The following is a 20,355-nucleotide window of genomic DNA, read 5'->3' as shown; positions in this document are numbered from 1 at the left end:
GGCTTGCTCGCGAATGCAGTGTGTCAGTCAATACATCTGTCACTGACACTCCGCATTCGCGAGCAAGCCCGCTCCCACAGGGGGTATGCGGTGGTCCTTAGATCCCCGCCAGCGCCAGATCCATCGCAAAGTACGTAAAGATCAGGTCTGCCCCGGCACGTTTGATCGCCCCCAGGCTCTCGCGCACCACACGGTCTTCATCGATGGCCCCGGCCTGGGCGGCAAACTTGATCATCGCGTACTCACCGCTCACCTGATAGGCCGACAGCGGCAGGCGTGAGGCTTCGCGGATGTCGCGGATGATGTCCAGGTATGCACCGGCCGGTTTGACCATCAGCGCATCAGCGCCTTCCTGTTCGTCGAGCAACGATTCGCGTATCGCTTCGCGGCGGTTCATCGGGTTCATCTGGTAGCTTTTACGGTCGCCCTTGAGCGCACTGCCGCCGGCCTCGCGGAACGGGCCATAGAGCGCCGAAGCAAATTTGGTCGAATAGGCCATGATCGCCGTCTGGGTAAACCCGGCATCATCGAGCGCCCGGCGAATCGCCTGGACTTGCCCGTCCATGGCCGCCGAGGGTGCGATCACGTCGGCACCGGCCCGGGCCGCCGCGACGGCTTGCCTGCCGAGGTTGATCAGGGTCTGGTCGTTGTCGACTTCATGGTTGTGCAGTACGCCGCAATGGCCATGGTCGGTGTACTCGCAAAAGCAGGTGTCTGACATTACGATCATTTCCGGCACCGCGTCCTTGGCGATGCGCGACATGCGCGAAACCAGGCCGTCCTCGCGCCAGGTGTCGCTGCCGCTGCTGTCCAGGTGGTGGGAGACGCCGAAGGTCATCACTGACTTGATCCCGGCACGGGCGTAGCGCTCGATCTCGCCGGCCAGCTTCGACTCGGGAATGCGCATCACGCCGGGCATGCTGTTGATCGGCACGAAGTCGTCGATTTCTTCTTCGACGAAAATCGGTAGTACCAGGTCGTTCAGGCTGAACTCGGTCTCCTGGAACAGGCTGCGCAGGCTCGCATTGCGGCGCAGACGGCGTGGGCGTGCTTCGGGGAACTGACTGGACATGGGTATTCCTGAATTTCAGAGGACGAAATGTAGGAGCGAGCTTGCTCCGGGCGGCGCTCCGACGATGGTCGTAAACGATAACGCGCATTGTCTGAATGTTCGCGTTGCCCTTACGTTTTTCGCGAGCAAGCTCGCTCCCACAGGTAATGCGGTGGATCAGCTGGAGACGGGGCTTGGAATCTGCAACCCGCGCACCACCGCCGGTCGCGCCAGGAAGCGTTCCAGCACCCGCGTGACGTTAGGGAAGTTCTGGATGCCCACCAGATCGCCGGCTTCATAGAAGCCGATCAGGTTGCGCACCCACGGGAAAATGGCGATGTCCGCGATGGTGTAGCGCTCGCCCATGATCCAGTCGCGCCCCTGCAGACGATCGTCCAGCACCTTGAGCAGGCGCCTGCTTTCCTCGACGTAGCGGTCACGGGGACGCTTGTCTTCGTAGTCCTTGCCGGCGAATTTGTTGAAAAACCCGAGCTGGCCGAACATCGGACCAATACCGCCCATCTGGAACATCAGCCACTGAATCGTCTCGTAGCGCGGTGCCGATTCCTGGGCCAGCAGTTGCCCGCTCTTGTCGGCCAGGTAGATCAGAATCGCGCCCGACTCGAACAGCGCCAGCGGCCGGTCGTCCGGACCGTGGGGGTCGAGGATCGCCGGAATCTTGTTGTTGGGATTCAGGGAAAGAAATTCCGGGGACATCTGGTCGTTGGTGTCGAAGCCTACCCGGTGAGGTTCATACGGCAGGCCGATCTCTTCGAGCATGATCGAGACCTTGACGCCGTTGGGGGTCGGCAAGGAGTACAGCTGAATCCACTCCGGATACTGGGCAGGCCATTTGCGGGTGATGGGGAATGCGGACAAATCGGTCATGGGCACGATCCACGAAGACATTGAGAGTGACGATCATAATGTAGATATCGGCTCAGCGATCCCTTGAAGCCATCGATCTCGCTGATAGGCGAGATCAAAAGAAATCACGACGGTTTCAACGCCATCCGGTGTAGCGTGTCCACAATTGTGCAACATCCTGTCGATAACCTTCGCTGCAAACCCGTGAAGGTTACCGGTACATTGCCGCCCACTCGGCCGGAATCGAACCAAACGGGCTCAGGGGACTCTGAGAACCACCTCTTTGATGACGGACCGGCTTCAATGACATGGAAAACACCCGACGCAGGACAATCGTGGTGTAGAGGTTTGTCAGCCTTAACCGAATTGCGCTGAAGACCCTTTACACATGAATCTGTTTAATTTTGCCAAACGCTTCAAACATCGCGCTTACCTTTTGTTGCCCGCCTTATTGGTGGTTAGCGCGGTGTGCCTGACGCTGGAGTCCGGCCTGAGTCGCGCCCAACCGATGGATGGCACCCAGACGCTGGTCTTCCTGCGCCACGGGGAAAAACCCGCCGGAGGCCTGGGCCAGCTCAATTGCCAGGGACTGAACCGCGCCATCGACCTGGCCACGCTGCTGCCGGAAAAGTTCGGCAAGGCCAACTATGTGTTTGCGGCGAACCCGACGCGTAACGTCGAGGAAGGCGAGCTCGACAATTCCTACAGTTACATCCGCCCACTGATGACCATCAGCCCCAGCGCCATCAAGCTTGGTCTGCCGGTGAACATCAACTTTTCCGCCAATGACACCAGTGACCTGGCCGATGAACTGCTTCACGACAAGTACCACAATGCGGTCATCTACACGGCCTGGTCCCACGGCTATCTGCCGGAGCTGATCAACAAGGTTGCCGGCGACGCCACCGGCAAAAAAATGACCATCACGGATGACTGGGAGTCCAGCGACTACGACTCGCTGTATGTACTCACCCTGACCTGGCACAACGGCAAGGCCAGCTTGCAGAGCCATGTGTACAAGCAAGGCCTGGATAATGGTGCCGAAACCTGCCCGACCTGAGGCATGCGTTGTCTGAGCTGGCGCCTTCGCGAGCAGGCCCGCTCCCACAGTAGATCTTCAGTGAACACAGATTTTGTGTACGACGCAGATCCAATGTGGGAGCGGGCTTGCTCGCGAAGGGGCCGGCAAAAGCACCCTCAAGCCTTCTGCTTCACTCGCTCGCGCAGATACTCGAGAACCGCCCCCCGTTCCCCGACAAACTCGATCCGCGCGTCTTTCTTCTCCCGCTGAAACGCATACATCGGATCGTAATACTCGCACAGCAGGCCTTCGATCCAGCCCCGGTGCAGATCCACCGCGCCACTGCGGGCCTGCTCGGCCAACGCATCCTCCATCAAAACCAGCATGCGCCGATGACGTTCGCCACCCAGGCGCTTCTGCACATTGTTCAGGCTTGCCAGCAAGCGTTCGGAAAACAGCGCAAAGCCTTCCTCGCCATGCACGTAGATGAATTCGGCGCACAGATCCACCACGTAATCGCGCAGGATCCGCTCGACCCGCCCTTCCAGGCTGTCTTCAAGCCACACCATCGGAAACTGCTGCATGCCCTGGTAAAGCGGCAACGGCAAGGCACAACTGCCCACCGCACGGCTTTCGTCTTCCAGTACGAACTGCTCGATGCCCCGGGCGCGTTTTTTCAGTACGTCTACGGCCAAGCGGTTTTCGAAGTCGATATTCGAGGGTTGGCCCGTGGCGCGCTTGCCGAAACTGGAGCCGCGATGGTTGGCATGACCTTCAAGGTCCACGGCATTGTCGAGTTGCGTGAGCACCTCGGTTTTGCCGGTGCCGGTCATCCCGCCCAGCAAGACGAAATTGCACTGGGTCACGGCTTGATCGAGGGTGTCCAGCAGGAAGGTGCGCATGGCCTTGTAGCCACCGCCCACCCGTGGATAGTCGATGCCGGCCTCGTCCTTGAGCCATTGCTGGACAATCTGCGAGCGCAGGCCGCCGCGAAAGCAATACAGCAGGCCATCCGGATGCGCCCGGGCAAAATCGGCCCAGGCCTGGATGCGTTCGGCCTTGACCGCGCCCGACACCAGTTGATGCCCCAGCACGATGGCCGCTTGCTGGCCGTGCTGCTTGTAGCAGGTGCCGACCCGCTGGCGTTCATGGTCATTCATCAACGGCAGGTTGATCACGCCGGGAAACGCACCCTTGTTGAATTCGACCGGCGCGCGGGCGTCCATCATTGGCCGGTCGTTGAGGAAGATGTCGCGGTAATCAGTGCAGTCGACGAACATCAAAACACCTCGACTGCGTTGCTCTGTCGCTCGACCAGTTCACCGATCGGTTCCAGGCTCAGGCCCAGTTCGGCGGCCACCGAGAGGAATTGCTCATTGCCTTGAGGCGTCACGGCAATCAGCAGGCCACCGCTGGTCTGCGGGTCGCAAAGCACACGTTTGTGCAGCTCCTGAAGGCGTCCGAGCTTGCTGGCGTAGCTGTCGAAATTACGCAGGGTCCCGCCCGGTACGCAACCTTGTTCCAGGTAATACTCCACCCCCGGCAGGCGCGGTACGCGGTCATATTCAATGCGCGCCGTGAGCTGGCTGCCGTCGGCCATTTCCACCAGGTGCCCGAGCAGGCCGAAACCGGTGACGTCAGTCATCGCGGTCACACCGTCGAGCTTGCCGAAACGGCTGCCGGGTTTGTTCAGGGTGCACATCCAGTCCCGGGCCAGGCCGATGTCGGCGTTGCGCAATTTGCCCTTTTTCTCGGCCGTGGTAAGGATGCCGATCCCCAGGGGCTTGGTGAGGTAGAGCAGGCAACCGGCCGTGGCGGTGTCGTTGCGCTTCATGTGGCGCTTTTCCACCAGACCGGTGACGGCCAGGCCAAAGATCGGTTCTGGCGCGTCGATGGAGTGCCCACCTGCCAACGGGATGCCCGCCGCGTCACACACTGAACGACCGCCGCGTATCACTTCCCGGGCAACTTCCGGGGCCAGCACGTTCACCGGCCAGCCCAGAATCGCAATCGCCATCAACGGATCGCCGCCCATCGCATAGATGTCGCTGATGGCATTGGTGGCGGCAATTCGACCGAAATCGAAGGGATCGTCGACGATCGGCATGAAAAAGTCGGTGGTCGAGACCACGCCGCGTTCATCATCGATTGCATACACCGCCGCATCATCGCGCGAGGCATTGCCAACCCAAAGTTTCGGGTCGAGGTTCTGCGCCCCACTGCCGGCCAGGATCACTTCCAGCACCTGGGGAGAAATCTTGCAACCGCATCCAGCGCCGTGGCTGTATTGAGTCAGGCGAATCGGCTCGCTCATAGGGGTACCTCATTGGGTCAATGGGCCGATTCTAGCAGAGCGAGGCATGCGCAAGGCGTTGCACAGCCTCGGGCTTTGTGGGAGCGGGCTTGCTCGCGAAAGCGGTGTGTCAGGCACATCCATGCTGGATGTGCCATCGCCTTCGCGAGCAGGCTCGCTCCCACATTGATTGCGGTTACGGCAGCAAAATCACTTTGTCACCACTGCCCTGATTCACCTCGGCATAACGCTCCAGGCCTTCGGCCAATGGCGACTCGAACAAGCCCTGGGGCAACGGCAACAGGTCTTGATCGAAGAACCGGCCGAACTGTTCGAGCATCGCCGCACACGCCTGCACCCCGTACAGCAACGAGTTGATCCCCACAACCGAGCCACCCTTGCGATACAACGCCAGGGCCGGCAACTGCACGTGACCGTCCACGGGTGCCGCGATGATCGCGATGCGGCCGAACGCGGCCAGGGCCGCTACCGAGGCCGGCAACCAGAAACCGGTAGTGTCGAAAATCACGTCGGCGCCGCCGGCATACACCGCGTTGACCAGTGTGCCCAAGTCTTCGGGTTTATCCAGTTGCAGGGTCTGGTAGCCCTGGTCCTGCAAATCCTTGACCTGCTCCGGACGCCGCGCGGCCGCCAACACCCGGGCACCGCGCACCTTGGCCAAGGCCAGCGCGGCACTGCCGACTGCCCCGCCACCGATGACCAGCAATCGGGTTTGGGCCGTCACCAGGCTGCGCTCCAGCGCATCCCACGCCGTGGTGTACGGCACGCCGAGGCTGGCGGCCTGGGCAAAGCTCAGATGCGTAGGTTTGAGCGCCACGCCGTTGGCCGGCAGCTTGACGAACTGCGCGTGGGAACCGTCGGCGAAAAAGCCCAGTTCCTTGCCCGTGCCCCAGACTTCCCGACCGATCATCGCCTGCGGGCCGGCCACGACAACACCGGCAAAATCACGACCGGGAATCCGCGGCAAGGTGGTGTAGGGAAAACGTCCCAGCACGTTCTTCACATCGCTGGGGTTGAGGCCAGCGGCCTTGATCTCGACCAGCACTTCATCGGCGCCGGGAACGGGGGTAGGCACCTCAACGTAGCGCAGGGCCGAGAGATCACCGGTTTTATCGAATTGCAGAGCTTTCATGGGCGTATCCATCGAGTCGAAAAGGGTTCAGGAGATCCAGCCAGCCACCAGCCCCCGCCCCATCGGCCAGAGCTTTTCGCCGGCGAGCATGCCGAGCAGGCCCACCAGGGCGATGGCCGGGGGTGCGGGAGAACGAAAATCCAGGGCGCCGTAGAGCAGACCGACGCCCAGACCGATGGCCAATGACACGAGGTAGTTCATCGCAGACTCCGGGGCAATTGAGGTATGCCCCAAGTCTAGGGGGCGATGCCTTTGATCATCGGTCAAGTGCTTCTGAATTTCGGCCAAAGCCTGGCTTCGACGAAATCAGTCCTGGCGTTGCGCCGCAGGAAACTGCGAAGGGGCAACGCCCAGCTCACGACGAAACATGTCGCTGAAGCTGCTCGGAGAATATCCCAGCTCCCGGGCAATCGCGCTGACCGGTACGCCCTGGATCAGCTCGGCCACCGCCGTCGCCAATTGCACCTGACGCCGCCACTCGGCGAAGCCCATGCCCAAACCGTCCTTGAACAGCCGCGCCAGGGTGCGCACGCTGGCTCCGGCGTTATCCGCATGTTGTTCGAAAGGAATGTCCAGTGAAGGCGCGGCCATGACCGCCTGACACAGGTTCATCAGCCGTCGGTCGGAATCGTCCGGCAGCGGAATTTTCAGCAGCGAACGCCTGGCCCGCTTGAGTTCCAGCAGCGCCAGGCCCACCAGCGCGTCGTAATACTCGGGCGCCCCGTCGTTACCCTGCTCCACCAGCCCGACGATCAGCTCGCGCAACAAACCGCCGACCTCGATCACCTGAACGCTGTCATCCAGGGTCGCCGCCAGGGACGGCCGCAGGTAGATATTGCGCATTTGCAGGTCCGATACGACACGGATGCCATGCGGCACACCGGGCGGCAACCACACCGCCCGTTGCGGAGGCACCACCAGCGCCTCATGCGGCGTCTCGACCCACATCACCCCGCTCATCGCATACAGCAACTGGCCCCAGACGTGCTCATGGGGCTCGATGTACAACCCGCGCGGATAGGTGCGGGCCAGCGGTTGCACAGGCACATCGGTGTCACTCAGGTCAGGTGGTGCGGCGAGGGCCATGGTCTATGTTCATTGGGTACGGGAAAGCTCCATGGTAACGAGGCGCCGAACGTGTCGCCAGCAACCGCCGGTATCCGACAATCCGAGTGAATTTTTCTGATGGCGCGCGATCCTTTTATGTACAACAGGGAGGAACCGGGGCTTTATGAACAGTGCAAAATTATTCGTCATCGAGTACACCCTCCATGGTGCTCCGAAATCATTCATCATCCGACTGGAAAAAATGGATAACGCAGAAGCCTGGCATTGGGCGAGTTGTGACGCGGGGGTGGGGCGAATCCCCCGATTCGGACGCGAGAAGGTGCAAAAGACCAGCAAGCCGATGGCTGAAAAATTCGGTGTGGAAAACGTCAAGTGGCGGCCGGCGAACTAATATCCGGTAACCATCAGGTTCGGGGGAAGGGATATGAGCGCAACACCCGTCAACAGCCCTGCGCAACTGGACTACGGTCTGGACACGCCGAGCGGCCGCATCACCAGGAGCGCCGAGTGCCGGATCGGACTGGAACAGGTCGAAAACGATCCATTCTGCTTCGCCATACGCGTCCCGACGCCACTGCCGGAAGATCTGGAGCAAGCCAAGACCCTGGTGCTGCGGGTCGAAGGGCGGCGCTTGCAAGGCACCGTCCGCCACAGCGAGCGCCTGGAAGATGACAGCCTCAGGCTGGAAGTGGAGCCGGACTAGGCTCCACTTTTGCGTATGCCGTGGTTTTCAGTGGGCACACTTGCAGTCTTTATGAGCGCACTCCTCGCCATGCTCATGGTGTTTGGCGCAGGCTTCACAGCAGTAATGCTTGCCGTGACGGGCAATCGGATGTTCACCGAGTTTGCAGGTACATTTCGCACAATCGCAGATACTTTCACGGTCAATCATGGAGCTGACTCCTCTAGCAAGGTCGTCCAGTGCTCGGATGCACAGAATAAGTGTAGTGGCTGTCGCTCCTGCCGATCACAAATCCCTGTGGGAGCGGGCTTGCTCGCGAAGGCGGTGTGTCAGACAACATTTATCTGACTGACACACCCTCTTCGCGAGCAAGTCGAATCGTCGCACCGCCGCTCTCACAGGTCTTGTCTCTGTTCCGTCAGATACGGAACTGCCCGACCAGGCTGCCCAGGCGCTGACCGAGGTCGGCCAGGCTGCGAGAGGTTTGCGCGCCGAGTTGGGTTTCGTCGGCGACGCTGTCCACCGCCACGGCAATCTGGTGCACGCTGCGATTGATCTCTTCGGCCACGGCGGTCTGCTCTTCGGCGGCACTGGCGATCTGTGCGTTCATCGAGTTGATGGTCGCGATCAGCTGAGCCATGGTGTCCAGCGAAGCCCCCGCCTCGTTGGCCTGGGCCGAGGTGCCGTCACCGGCCTCGCTGGAGCGACGCATCGCCTCTACCGCCGACTGGGTGCCGGCCTGCAAACGGTCGATCATGCCCTGGATTTCCTGGGTGCTGATTTGCGTGCGGCTGGCCAGCGCCCGCACTTCATCGGCCACCACCGCAAAGCCGCGCCCGGCCTCGCCGGCGCGGGCCGCTTCGATGGCCGCGTTGAGCGCCAGCAGGTTGGTCTGCTCGGCAATCGAGCGGATCACCCCGAGCACGCTGACAATCGACGACACGTCTTTTTGCAGGCTGTCCAGGGACACGCCGCTGCTGCGGATGTCGTCCACCAGGGCATGGATCTTCTCGATGCTGCCGGCCACAACACGCTTGGCCGCCTGCCCTTCTTCGTCGGTCTGCTGGGCTGCTACCGCGGCGTTCTGCGCGCTCTTGGCCACTTCCTGGGCCGCCGCCGACATTTCGTTGATCGCTGTGGCCACCTGATCGGTTTCGTGACGCTGGCGTTCCATGGCCTGGTCCGAACGGTTGGCCTGGTCGGACACCTGGTTCACCAGCCCGGTCAGCTGCGAGGTCATTTCGGTGATCTGCCGTACCAGACCGTGGATCTTGTCGACGAAACGGTTGAACGAACCGGCCAGTTCACCGAGCTCGTCCTGACTGGTGATGGTCAGGCGGCGGGTCAGATCGCCTTCGCCCGCCGCGATGTCGTCGAGGTTGGCTTTCATCAGATGCAGCGGACGCACAATGGTGTTGGCCAGCAGCATCCCGGCAGCAGCGATCACCAACAGCACCACGACTGCTACGCCAACGATACTCAGCACCATGCCTTGCATGCGCTCCTGGACCTTGGCTTCGACCACGGCCACTTGTGCTTCGATGCCGTCGAGGTTGACCGCGGTGCCGACCGCCATGTCCCACTTCGGCAGGTATTCGGTGTAGCCGAGCTTGGGCACCAGCACCTGGGTGTTGCCAGGCAATGGCGAGCTGTATTGCAGGTAGTGCGTACCGTCCTTGGCGACTTTCACCAGGTCGCGGTTGACGTAGACACCGTTCGGGTCGCGGTTGTCCTTGAAGCTCTGGCCTACGCCCTCGGGGCTGTTGGCCTTGAACAGGCGCACGGTGTTGGAGTCGTAGCCGAAGAAGTAACCGTCCTTGCCGTAGGTGATGCTCGACAGCAGCTTGATCACTTGGGCCCGCGCCGCCTCATCGCCGGGGGCGGCGGCGTCGTAGAGCGGTTTGATCGTGGTCATGGCCACGGCCACGTAGCTTTGCAAGGTTGCCTTGGCATTGCTGAGCAGGCGCTCGCGGGTCTGCTCGACTTCCTTGCGCGCCTGATCCTGAAGAATGAACAGCGTGGTCAGGCTGATGACCAGCGCAAACAGCAACACCGGGAGGACGGCAAGGGACAGGACTTTTGCCTTGAGGCTCATGCGCATGACGTTCACTCTTTTGATTTTTGTTGGCGTGGTTAAAAGCTTTAACGGCACGCCGGGTCAAAAGTTGAACGCAGTCAGTCGGAGCAGTGGAGCCCCCTGTGGGAGCGAGCTTGCTCGCGATAGCGGACTGTCAGCCAAATAGATGTTGACTGTTTCACCGCCATCGCGAGCAAGCTCGCTCCCACATTTTGATCCAGGGTAATCAGAAGGGAATTGGTTACAGGACCATCGCCGCCACCCAGCCAAACGCCAGCAACGGCAGGTTGTAATGCAGGAAGGTCGGGACCACGGTGTCCCATATGTGATGGTGCTGGCCGTCGATGTTCAGGCCGGAAGTCGGGCCCAGGGTCGAGTCGGAAGCCGGTGAACCGGCGTCGCCCAAGGCACCGGCCGTGCCGACGATGCACACGATCGCCAACGGGCTGAAGCCCAGTTGCACGCACAGCGGCACGAAGATCGCCGCCAGGATCGGCACGGTGGAGAACGATGAGCCGATGCCCATGGTCACCAGCAACCCCACCAGCAACATCAGCAAGGCGCCAATGCCTTTGCTGTGATCGATGTACGACGCCGACGACTCGACCAGCGTCTGCACCTCACCGGTGGCCTTCATCACTTCGGCAAACCCGGAGGCGGCGATCATGATGAAGCCGATCATCGCCATCATTTTCATGCCTTCGGTGAACAGGTCGTCGGTGTCGCGCCATTTGACAATGCCCGACACCGAGAAGATCAGGAAGCCGACCAGCGCACCGATGATCATCGAATCGAGCAACAACTGAATGATGAACGCCGCCGCGATGGCCACGCCGGCCACCATCAGGCTCAGCGGGTTGTATTGCACCGCCACTTGCTCGACCTGTTCGATCTTCGCCAGGTCGTAGACACGCTTCTTGCGGTAGCTGACAAACGCGATCAGCAGGCCCGCCACCATGCCCAGGGCCGGAATGCCCATGGCGTGCGTCACGTTGATGCCGCTGATGTCCACGCCGCTGCGGGCGACGTTGGCCAGCAGGATCTCATTGAGGAAGATGTTGCCGAAGCCCACCGGCAGGAACATGTAGGGCGTGATCAGGCCGAAGGTCATGACGCAGGCGATCAGTCGACGGTCCAGTTGCAGCTTGGTCAGCACATAAAGAAGCGGCGGCACCAGCAACGGAATAAACGCGATATGTATCGGCAAGATGTTCTGCGAGGCGATGGCCACGACCCAGAGCAGGCCAATCAGCAGCCACTTGACCTGGCCACCGCCGCTGGCGTGCTGGCGATCGACCATGGCCAGGGCCTTGTCGGCCAGCGCATGGGCCATGCCGGACTTGGCAATGGCCACGGCGAAAGCGCCGAGCAAGGCGTAGGACAACGCCACCGTCGCCCCGCCACCGAGGCCGCTGTTGAAAGCCTTGAGCGTCGCCTCGATTCCCAGGCCACCGGTCAAGCCACCGACCAGCGCACCGACGATCAGGGCGATCACCACATGCACGCGGGACAGGCTGAGGATCAGCATGATGCCGACCGCGGCAATTACTGCATTCATTTCATTACCTCGATACAAACGAAAAGACTCCGTCCGGCAGTCTGCGAAGAGCCACCAGCGGATTAAGGAATGGGTTTTATTAGAGGGCGCGCACTGTGCCGCAGCGTCACCTCCTTGTCAAAGCACCTCGACGCTGTCGACATGTAACGACATGTGATGACCTGTAGGAGCGAGCGAGCTCGCGATGCACCTGAGAGCACCGGGGGGGATCAGGTTTCCATCATCATCGTTGACGACCATCGCGAGCATGCTCGCTCCTACAGGGGGAAGTGTTTGATAGCCGATAGACGGGATAAAGAAACCAAAATCCCGGCCGTTACAGTGCAAAGTCTCAGATATTTATCGAATAAGGACGTCTCCATGTCGCTCAGACAACTTTCCATTCAATGGAAAATCACCCTGCTGGCCGGGCTGTGCCTGGCGGGCATCGTGACCCTGCTGGTGGGTCTTTCGCTGTACCGCATGGAGCACAGCTCCGAGCTGGTGAAAGCCTCGAGCATGGAGATGCTGACAGAGGCGGCCCAGGCCCGGATCGAGTCCCAGGGCGAAAACCAGGCGCTGGGGATACGCCAGCAGTTCATGGACGCCTATCAGTACGGCCACGGCTTCTCCCGGCAGGTGCTGTTCCTGCGTGACCAGGCCGAGAAGCGCTTTCTCGATGCCTTCGACCTGCGCGAAGACCTGACCCGCCAGGTCAAGTCAGCCCTGCAAGCCAACCCGGACCTGCTCGGCCTGTCCCTGGTGTTCGAACCCAATGGGCTGGACGGCAAGGACGAACTGTTCGCCGGCCAGGCCGAGCTTGGCAGCAACGACAAGGGTCGTTTCGCCCTCTACTGGTCGCAGCCGACGCCGGGCAAGGTAACGTCCATGGCGCTGCCGGAAAAGGACATGGCCGACACCAGCACCGGCCCCAGCGGCGAAGCGGCCAACGCCTGGTTCACCTGTCCGCGCACCACGCTCAAGCCGTGCGTGATCGAACCTTACTTCTATGAAATCGACGGTCAGAACGTGCTGATGACCAGCATCGTTTTCCCACTGATGGTCAACGGCAAGGTGATCGCCTCGCTGTCCGTGGACATCAACCTCAACAGCCTGCAAGCGGTCAGCCTGGGCGCGAGCAAGAAGCTCTATGACGGCCAGACCAGCGTCAGCATCATCAGCCCGGCCGGCCTGCTCGCCGGCTACAGCCCGGACGCCGGCAAACTCAGCCAGCGCCTGGAGGCCGTGGATAAGGCCAATGGCGCCGAACTGCTGCGCATGCTCGCCGCCAGCAGCAAAACCGCCAGCCTGCACAACCATCAGCAACTGAAAGTGCTGGCACCCTTCCAGCCGATTCCCGACGGTAAATCCTGGGGCGTGCTGCTCGACGTGCCGGAGAAAGTCCTGGTCGGCCCGGCCGAAGCCCTGAAAAAGCAACTCGACGACAGCAACACCGCCGGTACCCTGGTCGAGCTCGGCCTGGGGGTGCTCGCCGCGCTGCTCGGTCTGCTGCTGGTGTGGCTGATGGCCCGCAGTGTCACCCGACCGATCCTCGGCGTGGCGCACATGCTCGAAGACATCGCCAGCGGCGAAGGTGACCTGACCCGCCGCCTGGCCTACGACAAGCAGGATGAACTGGGCCAGTTGGCCGGCTGGTTCAACCGTTTCCTCGACAAGCTGCAACCGATCATTGCCGAAGTGAAGCGCTCGGTGCAGGACGCCCGCAGCACCGCTGACCAGTCGTCCGCCATTGCCGCACAGACCAGCGCCGGCATGGAGCAGCAGTACCGCCAGGTGGACCAGGTGGCGACCGCCTCCCACGAAATGAGCGCCACCGCCCAGGACGTCGCCCGCAGCGCCGCGCAGGCGGCCCACGCCGCCCGTGATGCCGATCAGGCGACCCGTCAGGGCCTGACCGTGATCGACCGCACCACCGCCAGCATCGACAACCTCGCCGCCGACATGAGCGCGGCCATGGTTCAGGTCGAAGGCCTGGCCGCCAACAGCGAGAAGATCGGTACGGTACTGGAAGTGATCCGTGCGATTGCCGAGCAGACCAACCTGCTGGCCCTCAACGCCGCGATCGAAGCGGCCCGTGCCGGTGAGGCCGGGCGCGGGTTTGCCGTGGTGGCCGATGAAGTGCGCAACCTGGCCCGGCGTACCCAGGAATCCGTGGAAGAAACCCGTCTGGTGATCGAACAACTGCAAAACGGCACCCAGGAGGTGGTGGGTTCGATGAACAACAGCCATCGTCAGGCCCAGGGCAGTGTCGAGCAGGTTGGCCAGGCCGTGACGGCGCTGCGCCAGATCGGTGACGCGGTGACCGTGATCAACGACATGAATATGCAGATCGCCAGTGCCGCCGAAGAGCAAAGCGCGGTGGCCGAGGAGATCAACAACAACGTGGCGACCATCCGCGACGTGACCGAGTCGCTGTCGGGCCAGGCCAATGAATCGGCGCGGGTCAGCCAGTCGCTCAATAGCCTGGCGAACCAGCAGCAGAACCTGATGGATCAGTTCCGCGTTTAAGCCCGGCAACATCCCCTGTGGGAGCGGGCTTGCTCGCGAAAGCGGTGTATCAGACACATAGATGTTGAATGTGCCGCCGCCTTCGCGAGCAAGCCCGCTCCCACATTTGTTTCTGCACCCACTCATCAAATGATGGCAAGTGGATATCTGCCGCAAGCCGATTATGCTTCATGGAACCTTGCAGCGCCTTCTGGCGTCAATCTGAATGCAAGCCACGTAATCCGAAGACTTCAGCCCCAGGGCCTGGGTACGGTAAGTGTTGGTGGGAACTCCGGCCTACAACAAGAGCAAGACGGAGAATACTCATGGCAGCAATCGACAATGCAACCACGGGCAGCACGCCCAACCGCGGGCTCACCCGGGAGGAGCGCAAGGTCATCTTCGCCTCGTCCCTGGGCACCGTGTTCGAATGGTACGACTTCTACCTGTACGGCTCCCTCGCGGCGATCATCGCCAAGCACTTCTTCGCCGGTGTCAACGAAACAACCTCCTTCATCTTCGCCCTGCTCGCCTTCGCCGCAGGCTTTGCCGTGCGGCCCTTCGGCGCCATCGTGTTCGGCCGGTTGGGCGACATGATCGGGCGCAAGCATACGTTTCTCATCACCATCGTGATCATGGGTATCTCCACGGCCGTGGTGGGTTTGCTGCCCGGCTATGCGACCATCGGCGTCGCCGCGCCGATCATCCTGATCAGCCTGCGCCTGTTGCAAGGCCTGGCGCTGGGCGGTGAGTACGGCGGCGCAGCGACCTACGTGGCTGAACATGCGCCCAAGGGCAAACGCGGCTTCTTCACCTCGTGGATTCAGACGACAGCCACCCTCGGCCTGTTTCTGTCACTGCTGGTGATCCTCGCCTGCCGTACCGCGCTGGGCACTGAAGCCTTCGAAGCCTGGGGCTGGCGGATTCCGTTCCTGCTGTCGATCCTGCTGCTGATTATCTCGGTGTACATCCGCTTGCAGCTCAACGAGTCGCCGGTGTTTGTGAAAATGAAGGCCGAAGGCAAGTCTTCCAAGGCGCCGCTGACTGAATCTTTCGCACGCTGGGAGAACCTGAAGATCGTGATCATGGCCCTGCTCGGCGGCACCGCCGGCCAGGCCGTGGTCTGGTACACCGGGCAATTCTATGCGCTGTTCTTCCTGTTGCAGACGCTGAAGATCGAACCGCAAACCGCGAACCTGCTGATTGCCGGCTCCCTGTTGATCGGCACGCCGTTCTTCGTCATTTTCGGCAGCCTGTCCGACCGTATCGGGCGCAAGGGCATCATCATGGCGGGCTGTATCATCGCGGCACTGACTTACTTCCCGATCTTCCACGCGCTGACCCAATACGGTAACCCCGACGTGTTCATCGCGCAGGAGAAGAATCCGGTCACGGTCGTCGCCAATCCCGCCCAGTGTTCGTTCCAGTTCGACCCGGTGGGCAAGGCCAAATTCACCAGTTCCTGTGACTTGGCCAAGACCGTGCTGGCCAAAAGGGCCATCCCCTACAAGAACGCGGACGCCGAGCCGGGCGCCGTTGCGCAGGTGCGCATTGGCGATAAAGTGATCGAGAGCTTCGAGGGCACCGGCATGCCGGCCGCCGACTTCAAGGCCAAGAACGACGCCTTTGCCGCCACCCTCGCCACCGCCCTCAAGGACGCCGGCTACCCCGAAAAGGCCGACCCGGCCAAGACCAACTACCCGATGGTGTTGCTACTGCTGACGATCCTGGTGATCTACGTGACCATGGTCTACGGGCCGATTGCCGCCTGGCTGGTGGAACTGTTCCCGGCACGCATCCGCTACACCTCGATGTCGCTTCCCTACCACATCGGCAATGGCTGGTTTGGTGGCTTCCTGCCGACGGTGGCGTTCGCCATGGTGGCGGCCACGGGGGATATCTACTACGGGCTGTGGTATCCGATTGTCATCGCGGTGATGACGGCGGTACTGGGTATTTTCTTCATGCCGGAAACCAAGGATCGGGAGATTCATCACACCTGAGTCGGGCAGTTTCCATGTGGGAGCGGGCTTGCTCGCGAAGGCGGTGTGTCAGTCGATGAAAGTATCGGCTGACACACCGCCTTCGCGAGCAAGTCGGATCGCCGCACCGCCGCTCCCACAATGGATCTCAGTGTTTAGGCAACTCGATGACAACCTTCAACCCGCCCCACTCGCTTTCCAGCAACGACAGTTTGCCGCCCCAGCTATCGACGATGTCGCGCACGATGCCCAGCCCCAAACCATGCCCATGGGTTTGCTCATCCAGCCGCGTTCCTCGGCCGAACACCTGATCGCGACGCTCTTCGGGAATGCCCGGGCCGTCATCTTCCACGTTGAGTTCAAAGCCCCCTGCAGTCTCGGCCACACTCAGGCGAACCTCGGCATCCGCCCACTTGCAGGCGTTATCCAGCAGATTGCCCAACAGTTCCAGCAGGTCTTCGCGATCCCAGGGCAATTGCAGGCCGGTGGGTGCGCGGTAGCTCAGCGCCAGGTGTTCGCCATGGATCATGTTCAGGGTGGCCAGCAACCCGGGGAGTTGCGCATCGCAATCAAACAGTGCGCCCGGCAACGCATCGCCGGACAACCGCGCACGATTGAGTTCCCGATTGAGCCGTTGCTGGACTTGCTCCAGTTGCTCCTTGAGGACCTTGCGCAATTGCGGGTGCGCGTCGAGTTGCTCGCTTGAAGCCAGGCTCAACAGCACCGCCAGCGGAGTTTTCAAGGCGTGGCCGAGGTTGCCCAGGGCATTGCGTGAGCGCTTGAGGCTGTCCTCGGTGTGGGCCAGCAAATGGTTGATCTGCGCCACCAGTGGTTCCAGTTCCACCGGCACCTGATCATCGAGTTGCGAACGCTGGCCCTGTTGAAGTTGCGCAATCTGCTCGCGGGCCTGCTCCAGCGGACGCAAGGCCCGGCGCACGGTAATCCGTTGCAGCAGCAAAATCAGCAGCAGCGCCGTCAAACCGAGGCCAAACCCGAGCTGTTGCATGCGCCGGAAGCTTTCGCGAATTGGCGTGTAGTCCTCGGCGACGCTGATGGAGATCGGCAACCCCGAACGTCGATAGTCCGTACGCAGCACCAGTAACTGTTGCCCTTCCGGACCCAGTTGCAAGTTGCCATGCAGGCCGGGGTGATCGAGCACCGGCAGTTCCTGATCCCATAAAGAACGGGAACGCCAATGGCCGTCGGCGAAATCGATGCGGAAATAATGCCCGGAGAACGGCCGTTGATAAGCCGGTGACAGGCGTCGCTCATCCAGTTGCAAGCCTTGCGGCCCGCGCACCAGTGCCGCCAGCAGGTTCTCGCTGTCATTGCGCAACCCGGCTTCGAGGTAGCGCTGCAACCCCAATTCGAACAGCCACAGGCTGGTTTGCGCCAGCACCAGGCCAACGACCACCATCACGCTGATCAGGCCCAGGCTCAAGCGGCGCTGGATCGATCTCACCGGGCTTGCCCGCCGAACAGATAACCCTGGCCGCGACGGGTTTCAATCACACTTTTGCCGAGCTTGCGGCGCAAGTGGTTGACGTGGACTTCCAGCACATTGGAATCGCGCTCGGTTTCACCGTCGTAGAGGTGTTCGGCGAGGTGGCTTTTGGAGAGGATCTGCTCGGGGTGCAGCATGAAATAACGCAACAGGCGAAACTCCGCGGCGGTCAGTTGAATGTCCGCACCGTCGCGCACAACGCACTGGCGACCTTCGTCCAGATGCAACCCGGCAGCCTTGAGCGTTGGCTGGTTGACCTGGCCATGGGAGCGGCGCAACAACGCCTGGATGCGCAAAAACAACTCTTCGGGATGGAATGGCTTGGTCAGGTAGTCGTCGGCGCCGGCCTTGAGGCCTTCGATGCGTTCGGCCCAGGAGTCTCGGGCCGTCAGGATCAGCACCGGCGTGGCCAGCCCCGCCGCGCGCCATTGCGCCAGCACCTCAAGTCCCGGCACGCCGGGCAAACCGAGGTCGAGGATGATCAGGTCGTAAGGCTCGGTGCTGCCCTGATGTACCGCATCGCGACCATCGGCCAGCCAGTCCACCGCATACCCCTGGCGATTGAGGCCGGCCAGCAGTTCGTCGGCCAGGGGCACATGGTCTTCCACCAGGAGCAAACGCATGGATCAGTCTTCCTTGTCTTTGAGTAAACGGCCGGTGGTAGCATCGATGCCCAGTTCGCGGACCACGCCCTCAGGGGTCAGCAGCTCGACTTCATAAATGTAGACGTTGTGTTTTTCTTCGAGCTCGGCTTCCAGCAGCTTCGCACCGGGGTAGTGACCCATCGCCTGCTGCAGCAGTTGCTCCAGCGGCAGGATCACGCCCTGTTGACGCAGGCTCAGGGCCTCATCCTGATCCAGGTCGCGGGCCAACACTGCCGAGCAAAACGCCAGAAGCAACAGCGCCATCCGGCTACCGGTGCATCGCTTGAATAAAAACACCTTCATTACGAATCCTGATGATCCTTGAGAACCTGCCCGCTGACAGCGTCTAATTCCACATCCCAGTCGATGCCCTGAGGATCGCGCAGCTCAACCTTGTACAGGTATTTGCCATAACGCTGTTCCAGCTCGGTTTCACTGACGGTGGAACCCGGATGCCTGGCCACCGCGTTGGCATTGAGTGTCTCGAACGACACAATGGTACCAGCGTCGCGCAATCTCAGCGCTTCATCCGGGCCAAGTTCCCGGGCGTGGGCGAGGCTTGCGGTCATGCCGAGGATCGACGCGGTGAACAGGGCGGTCAGGGTTTTCATGGGTGTCTCCGTATTTCTTCAGGTGCTGCCTGTGGGCGCCACCTTAACCGGATGAACTTAATTGAAACTGAATTGCCATCATTGGCAACACCGCAAATGCCCTGTGGGAGCGGGCTTGCTCGCGAAGAGGCCGTGTCAGTCGACATCCATGTTGACGGTCACACCGCTTTCGCGAGCAAGCCCGCTCCCACATAATCTGCCCGCTGAACAGACTTCGAGACCTTAATGACCGCCATCCACATCAAGTTCCCCTCCCTGACCCTCAAGGCCGGTCCAGGTGCCTTTGCGCGCATTCGTGACAGCGGCTTGAACGCCGCCGACGTCGGCACCTTGCCTGGCGCCGCTGGCGGTCCGAAGGCGCTGGGGATTCAGGGTCTGGACCTGGCGCTGTTCGGCGAGTGGCTGCCGGCAGCACCGCGGGAACGCTCGCTGATTGGCGCATCGGTGGGTTCCTGGCGCTTCGCCAGCGCCTGTCTGCCGGACGCCGCCGAGGGCATCCGGCGTCTCGGACAGCTCTACACCGAGCAACACTTTGCCAAGGGCGTGACCATGGCGCAGATCAGCCAGAGCTCACAGCGCATGCTCAATGACCTGCTCGACGGTCGCGATGCCTCGATCCTCGACAACAACCATTACCGCCTGAACATCATGGTGGTCAAAAGCCACGGCCTGCTGGCCGACGATCATCGCGGCCGCCTCGGGCTGGGCCTGTCATCGGTCATCGCCGACAACCTGCGCGGCCGGGCGCGGCTGGCACGACACTTCGAACGCCTGATCATCCACGACCCGCGCCTGGCGCCGCCAGTCAATGCCTTGAATGACTTCCCGTCGCGCTTCGTCGCCCTCAATGCCGGCAACTTGCGCCAGGCCCTGCTGGCCTCGGGCTCGATCCCGATGGTGATGCAAGGCGTGCGCGACCTGCCGGGCGCCGGCGCCGGGACCTTCCGCGACGGCGGTCTGCTGGATTACCACCTGGACCTGCCCTACAGCGGCAACGACATCGTGCTTTACCCGCATTTCACCGACCGGGTGATTCCCGGCTGGTTCGACAAGACCCTGCCGTGGCGCCGCGCCTGCCCGGCTCGCTTGCAGAACGTGCTGTTGCTGGCGCCGTCGAAGGAATACCTGGCGCGCCTGCCCTACGGCAAACTGCCGGACCGTAACGACTTCAAGCGTTTCATGGGCGACGCCCCGAGCCGGCAGAAATACTGGCGCACGACCATGGACGAAAGCCGCCGCCTGGGCGACGAGTTCCTCGAACTGGCCGCCAACGGTCGCCTGGGCGAGCGCTTGCTGACCCTTTAGTCAGGACAAACTGGTAAACTCGCTACCTGCCCGAATCGCTGCGGCGAACGCC

The 20,355-nt window shown here is 61.7% G+C and carries 19 protein-coding genes and 3 pseudogenes; 7 read left to right on the top strand and 15 right to left on the bottom strand.

Features of this window, described 5'->3' with window-relative positions; genetic code table 11:
- Nucleotides 1-97 precede the first annotated feature (97 nt).
- Together hemB and KGA98_RS23820 are read right to left on the bottom strand one after the other, a co-directional pair.
- Nucleotides 98-1,072: a porphobilinogen synthase gene (gene hemB, locus KGA98_RS23825; protein ID WP_090456805.1), complete on the bottom strand. Its 975-nt coding sequence runs from the start codon at nucleotides 1,070-1,072 to the stop codon at nucleotides 98-100.
- 156 nt (nucleotides 1,073-1,228) lie between these two features.
- Complete coding sequence (locus tag KGA98_RS23820; RefSeq protein ID WP_154908800.1) at nucleotides 1,229-1,939, bottom strand: glutathione S-transferase family protein; 711 nt, start codon at nucleotides 1,937-1,939, stop codon at nucleotides 1,229-1,231.
- Between the two features lie 367 nt (nucleotides 1,940-2,306).
- Here KGA98_RS23820 and KGA98_RS23815 point away from each other — a divergent pair, with 367 nt between their 5' ends.
- Nucleotides 2,307-2,978: a hypothetical protein gene (locus KGA98_RS23815; RefSeq protein WP_057714013.1), complete on the top strand. Its 672-nt coding sequence runs from the start codon at nucleotides 2,307-2,309 to the stop codon at nucleotides 2,976-2,978.
- A gap of 137 nt (nucleotides 2,979-3,115) precedes the next feature.
- Here KGA98_RS23815 and mnmH read toward each other — a convergent pair whose 3' ends face one another.
- The 5 genes from mnmH to KGA98_RS23790 all read right to left on the bottom strand — a co-directional run bounded on the left by mnmH (nucleotide 3,116) and on the right by KGA98_RS23790 (nucleotide 7,471).
- Nucleotides 3,116-4,219: a tRNA 2-selenouridine(34) synthase MnmH gene (gene mnmH, locus KGA98_RS23810; RefSeq protein WP_223504131.1), complete on the bottom strand. Its 1,104-nt coding sequence runs from the start codon at nucleotides 4,217-4,219 to the stop codon at nucleotides 3,116-3,118.
- Nucleotides 4,219-5,253: a selenide, water dikinase SelD gene (gene selD, locus KGA98_RS23805; protein ID WP_057714011.1), complete on the bottom strand. Its 1,035-nt coding sequence runs from the start codon at nucleotides 5,251-5,253 to the stop codon at nucleotides 4,219-4,221. The genes mnmH and selD overlap by 1 nt, the downstream gene beginning before the upstream one ends.
- Before the next feature lie 175 nt (nucleotides 5,254-5,428).
- Nucleotides 5,429-6,385, bottom strand: a complete 957-nt coding sequence (locus KGA98_RS23800) for a zinc-binding alcohol dehydrogenase family protein (RefSeq protein ID WP_223504129.1) — start codon at nucleotides 6,383-6,385, stop codon at nucleotides 5,429-5,431.
- A 27-nt stretch (nucleotides 6,386-6,412) separates the two neighbouring features.
- Nucleotides 6,413-6,586, bottom strand: a complete 174-nt coding sequence (locus KGA98_RS23795; RefSeq protein ID WP_079246732.1) for a DUF1427 family protein — start codon at nucleotides 6,584-6,586, stop codon at nucleotides 6,413-6,415.
- Between the two features lie 105 nt (nucleotides 6,587-6,691).
- On the bottom strand, nucleotides 6,692-7,471 hold the full coding sequence (locus KGA98_RS23790; RefSeq protein WP_057714009.1) for an AraC family transcriptional regulator: 780 nt from the start codon (nucleotides 7,469-7,471) through the stop codon (nucleotides 6,692-6,694).
- A gap of 145 nt (nucleotides 7,472-7,616) precedes the next feature.
- On the opposite strand from KGA98_RS23790, the gene KGA98_RS23785 reads away from it, so the two are divergent.
- Complete coding sequence (locus KGA98_RS23785) at nucleotides 7,617-7,844, top strand: DUF6555 family protein (RefSeq protein WP_057714008.1); 228 nt, start codon at nucleotides 7,617-7,619, stop codon at nucleotides 7,842-7,844.
- A gap of 33 nt (nucleotides 7,845-7,877) precedes the next feature.
- Nucleotides 7,878-8,156 (top strand): hypothetical protein, encoded by a 279-nt coding sequence (locus KGA98_RS23780; protein WP_223504127.1) that lies wholly within the window; start codon nucleotides 7,878-7,880, stop codon nucleotides 8,154-8,156.
- 27 nt (nucleotides 8,157-8,183) lie between these two features.
- Here the strand turns inward: KGA98_RS23780 and KGA98_RS23775 are convergent, their stop codons facing one another.
- From KGA98_RS23775 to KGA98_RS23765, 4 genes and pseudogenes are all read right to left on the bottom strand, one after another.
- The gene (locus tag KGA98_RS23775) at nucleotides 8,184-8,345 is read right to left on the bottom strand and encodes a metallothionein (protein WP_081015030.1); all 162 of its coding nucleotides are present in this window, start codon (nucleotides 8,343-8,345) and stop codon (nucleotides 8,184-8,186) included.
- Between the two features lie 208 nt (nucleotides 8,346-8,553).
- Nucleotides 8,554-9,144 (bottom strand): annotated as a pseudogene (locus KGA98_RS28785) (methyl-accepting chemotaxis protein); the annotation flags it as partial.
- A 315-nt stretch (nucleotides 9,145-9,459) separates the two neighbouring features.
- Nucleotides 9,460-10,230 (bottom strand): annotated as a pseudogene (locus tag KGA98_RS28780) (cache domain-containing protein); the annotation flags it as partial.
- Between the two features lie 223 nt (nucleotides 10,231-10,453).
- Nucleotides 10,454-11,770 carry a Na+/H+ antiporter family protein gene (locus KGA98_RS23765; RefSeq protein ID WP_056722503.1) on the bottom strand — a complete coding sequence of 439 codons (1,317 nt, stop codon included), beginning with the start codon at nucleotides 11,768-11,770 and terminating at the stop codon, nucleotides 10,454-10,456.
- Between the two features lie 156 nt (nucleotides 11,771-11,926).
- Between KGA98_RS23765 and KGA98_RS28775 the strand changes: the two are divergent.
- The 3 genes and pseudogenes from KGA98_RS28775 to KGA98_RS23755 form a co-directional block, all read left to right on the top strand.
- A pseudogene (locus tag KGA98_RS28775) lies at nucleotides 11,927-13,420 on the top strand (HAMP domain-containing protein); the annotation flags it as partial.
- Between the two features lie 102 nt (nucleotides 13,421-13,522).
- Entirely contained in the window at nucleotides 13,523-14,278 is a 756-nt protein-coding gene (locus KGA98_RS28770) for a methyl-accepting chemotaxis protein (protein WP_371318489.1), read from the top strand.
- Between the two features lie 305 nt (nucleotides 14,279-14,583).
- Nucleotides 14,584-16,260: an MFS transporter gene (locus tag KGA98_RS23755; RefSeq protein ID WP_223504121.1), complete on the top strand. Its 1,677-nt coding sequence runs from the start codon at nucleotides 14,584-14,586 to the stop codon at nucleotides 16,258-16,260.
- A 127-nt stretch (nucleotides 16,261-16,387) separates the two neighbouring features.
- Here KGA98_RS23755 and KGA98_RS23750 read toward each other — a convergent pair whose 3' ends face one another.
- Genes KGA98_RS23750 through KGA98_RS23735 form a run of 4 tightly spaced genes read right to left on the bottom strand, consistent with a single transcriptional unit; the run spans nucleotide 16,388 to nucleotide 18,998 of the window.
- Nucleotides 16,388-17,701, bottom strand: coding sequence for a sensor histidine kinase (locus KGA98_RS23750; protein ID WP_223504119.1), 1,314 nt, complete (start codon nucleotides 17,699-17,701; stop codon nucleotides 16,388-16,390).
- Entirely contained in the window at nucleotides 17,698-18,366 is a 669-nt protein-coding gene (locus tag KGA98_RS23745; RefSeq protein WP_057714001.1) for a response regulator transcription factor, read from the bottom strand. The genes KGA98_RS23750 and KGA98_RS23745 overlap by 4 nt, the downstream gene beginning before the upstream one ends.
- Before the next feature lie 3 nt (nucleotides 18,367-18,369).
- Nucleotides 18,370-18,690: a PepSY domain-containing protein gene (locus KGA98_RS23740; RefSeq protein ID WP_223504117.1), complete on the bottom strand. Its 321-nt coding sequence runs from the start codon at nucleotides 18,688-18,690 to the stop codon at nucleotides 18,370-18,372.
- Nucleotides 18,690-18,998, bottom strand: a complete 309-nt coding sequence (locus KGA98_RS23735; RefSeq protein WP_090456824.1) for a PepSY domain-containing protein — start codon at nucleotides 18,996-18,998, stop codon at nucleotides 18,690-18,692. The genes KGA98_RS23740 and KGA98_RS23735 overlap by 1 nt, the downstream gene beginning before the upstream one ends.
- A gap of 225 nt (nucleotides 18,999-19,223) precedes the next feature.
- Between KGA98_RS23735 and KGA98_RS23730 the strand changes: the two genes are divergently transcribed.
- Nucleotides 19,224-20,303, top strand: a complete 1,080-nt coding sequence (locus KGA98_RS23730) for a patatin-like phospholipase family protein (RefSeq protein ID WP_150814160.1) — start codon at nucleotides 19,224-19,226, stop codon at nucleotides 20,301-20,303.
- Nucleotides 20,304-20,355: the final 52 nt, after the last annotated feature.

Source organism: Pseudomonas sp. BF-R-24, assembly GCF_019947335.1.
GTDB classification, from domain to species: Bacteria; Pseudomonadota; Gammaproteobacteria; order Pseudomonadales; family Pseudomonadaceae; genus Aquipseudomonas; species Aquipseudomonas jessenii.
This window is presented reverse-complemented; position numbering and strand designations above follow the sequence as displayed.

Coding starts and splice junctions, on each gene's coding strand:
- KGA98_RS23775 (WP_081015030.1), bottom strand. CDS start 8,345: ATGATTGACCGTGAAAGTATCTGCGATTGTGCGAAATGTACCTGCAAA.
- KGA98_RS23785 (WP_057714008.1), top strand. CDS start 7,617: ATGAACAGTGCAAAATTATTCGTCATCGAGTACACCCTCCATGGTGCT.
- KGA98_RS23765 (WP_056722503.1), bottom strand. CDS start 11,770: ATGAATGCAGTAATTGCCGCGGTCGGCATCATGCTGATCCTCAGCCTG.
- KGA98_RS28770 (WP_371318489.1), top strand. CDS start 13,523: ATGGAGCAGCAGTACCGCCAGGTGGACCAGGTGGCGACCGCCTCCCAC.
- KGA98_RS23735 (WP_090456824.1), bottom strand. CDS start 18,998: ATGAAAACCCTGACCGCCCTGTTCACCGCGTCGATCCTCGGCATGACC.
- KGA98_RS23800 (WP_223504129.1), bottom strand. CDS start 6,385: ATGAAAGCTCTGCAATTCGATAAAACCGGTGATCTCTCGGCCCTGCGC.
- KGA98_RS23795 (WP_079246732.1), bottom strand. CDS start 6,586: ATGAACTACCTCGTGTCATTGGCCATCGGTCTGGGCGTCGGTCTGCTC.
- KGA98_RS23730 (WP_150814160.1), top strand. CDS start 19,224: ATGACCGCCATCCACATCAAGTTCCCCTCCCTGACCCTCAAGGCCGGT.
- KGA98_RS23755 (WP_223504121.1), top strand. CDS start 14,584: ATGGCAGCAATCGACAATGCAACCACGGGCAGCACGCCCAACCGCGGG.
- selD (WP_057714011.1), bottom strand. CDS start 5,253: ATGAGCGAGCCGATTCGCCTGACTCAATACAGCCACGGCGCTGGATGC.
- hemB (WP_090456805.1), bottom strand. CDS start 1,072: ATGTCCAGTCAGTTCCCCGAAGCACGCCCACGCCGTCTGCGCCGCAAT.
- KGA98_RS23780 (WP_223504127.1), top strand. CDS start 7,878: ATGAGCGCAACACCCGTCAACAGCCCTGCGCAACTGGACTACGGTCTG.
- KGA98_RS23820 (WP_154908800.1), bottom strand. CDS start 1,939: ATGACCGATTTGTCCGCATTCCCCATCACCCGCAAATGGCCTGCCCAG.
- KGA98_RS23740 (WP_223504117.1), bottom strand. CDS start 18,690: ATGAAGGTGTTTTTATTCAAGCGATGCACCGGTAGCCGGATGGCGCTG.
- KGA98_RS23815 (WP_057714013.1), top strand. CDS start 2,307: ATGAATCTGTTTAATTTTGCCAAACGCTTCAAACATCGCGCTTACCTT.
- mnmH (WP_223504131.1), bottom strand. CDS start 4,219: ATGTTCGTCGACTGCACTGATTACCGCGACATCTTCCTCAACGACCGG.
- KGA98_RS23745 (WP_057714001.1), bottom strand. CDS start 18,366: ATGCGTTTGCTCCTGGTGGAAGACCATGTGCCCCTGGCCGACGAACTG.
- KGA98_RS23790 (WP_057714009.1), bottom strand. CDS start 7,471: ATGGCCCTCGCCGCACCACCTGACCTGAGTGACACCGATGTGCCTGTG.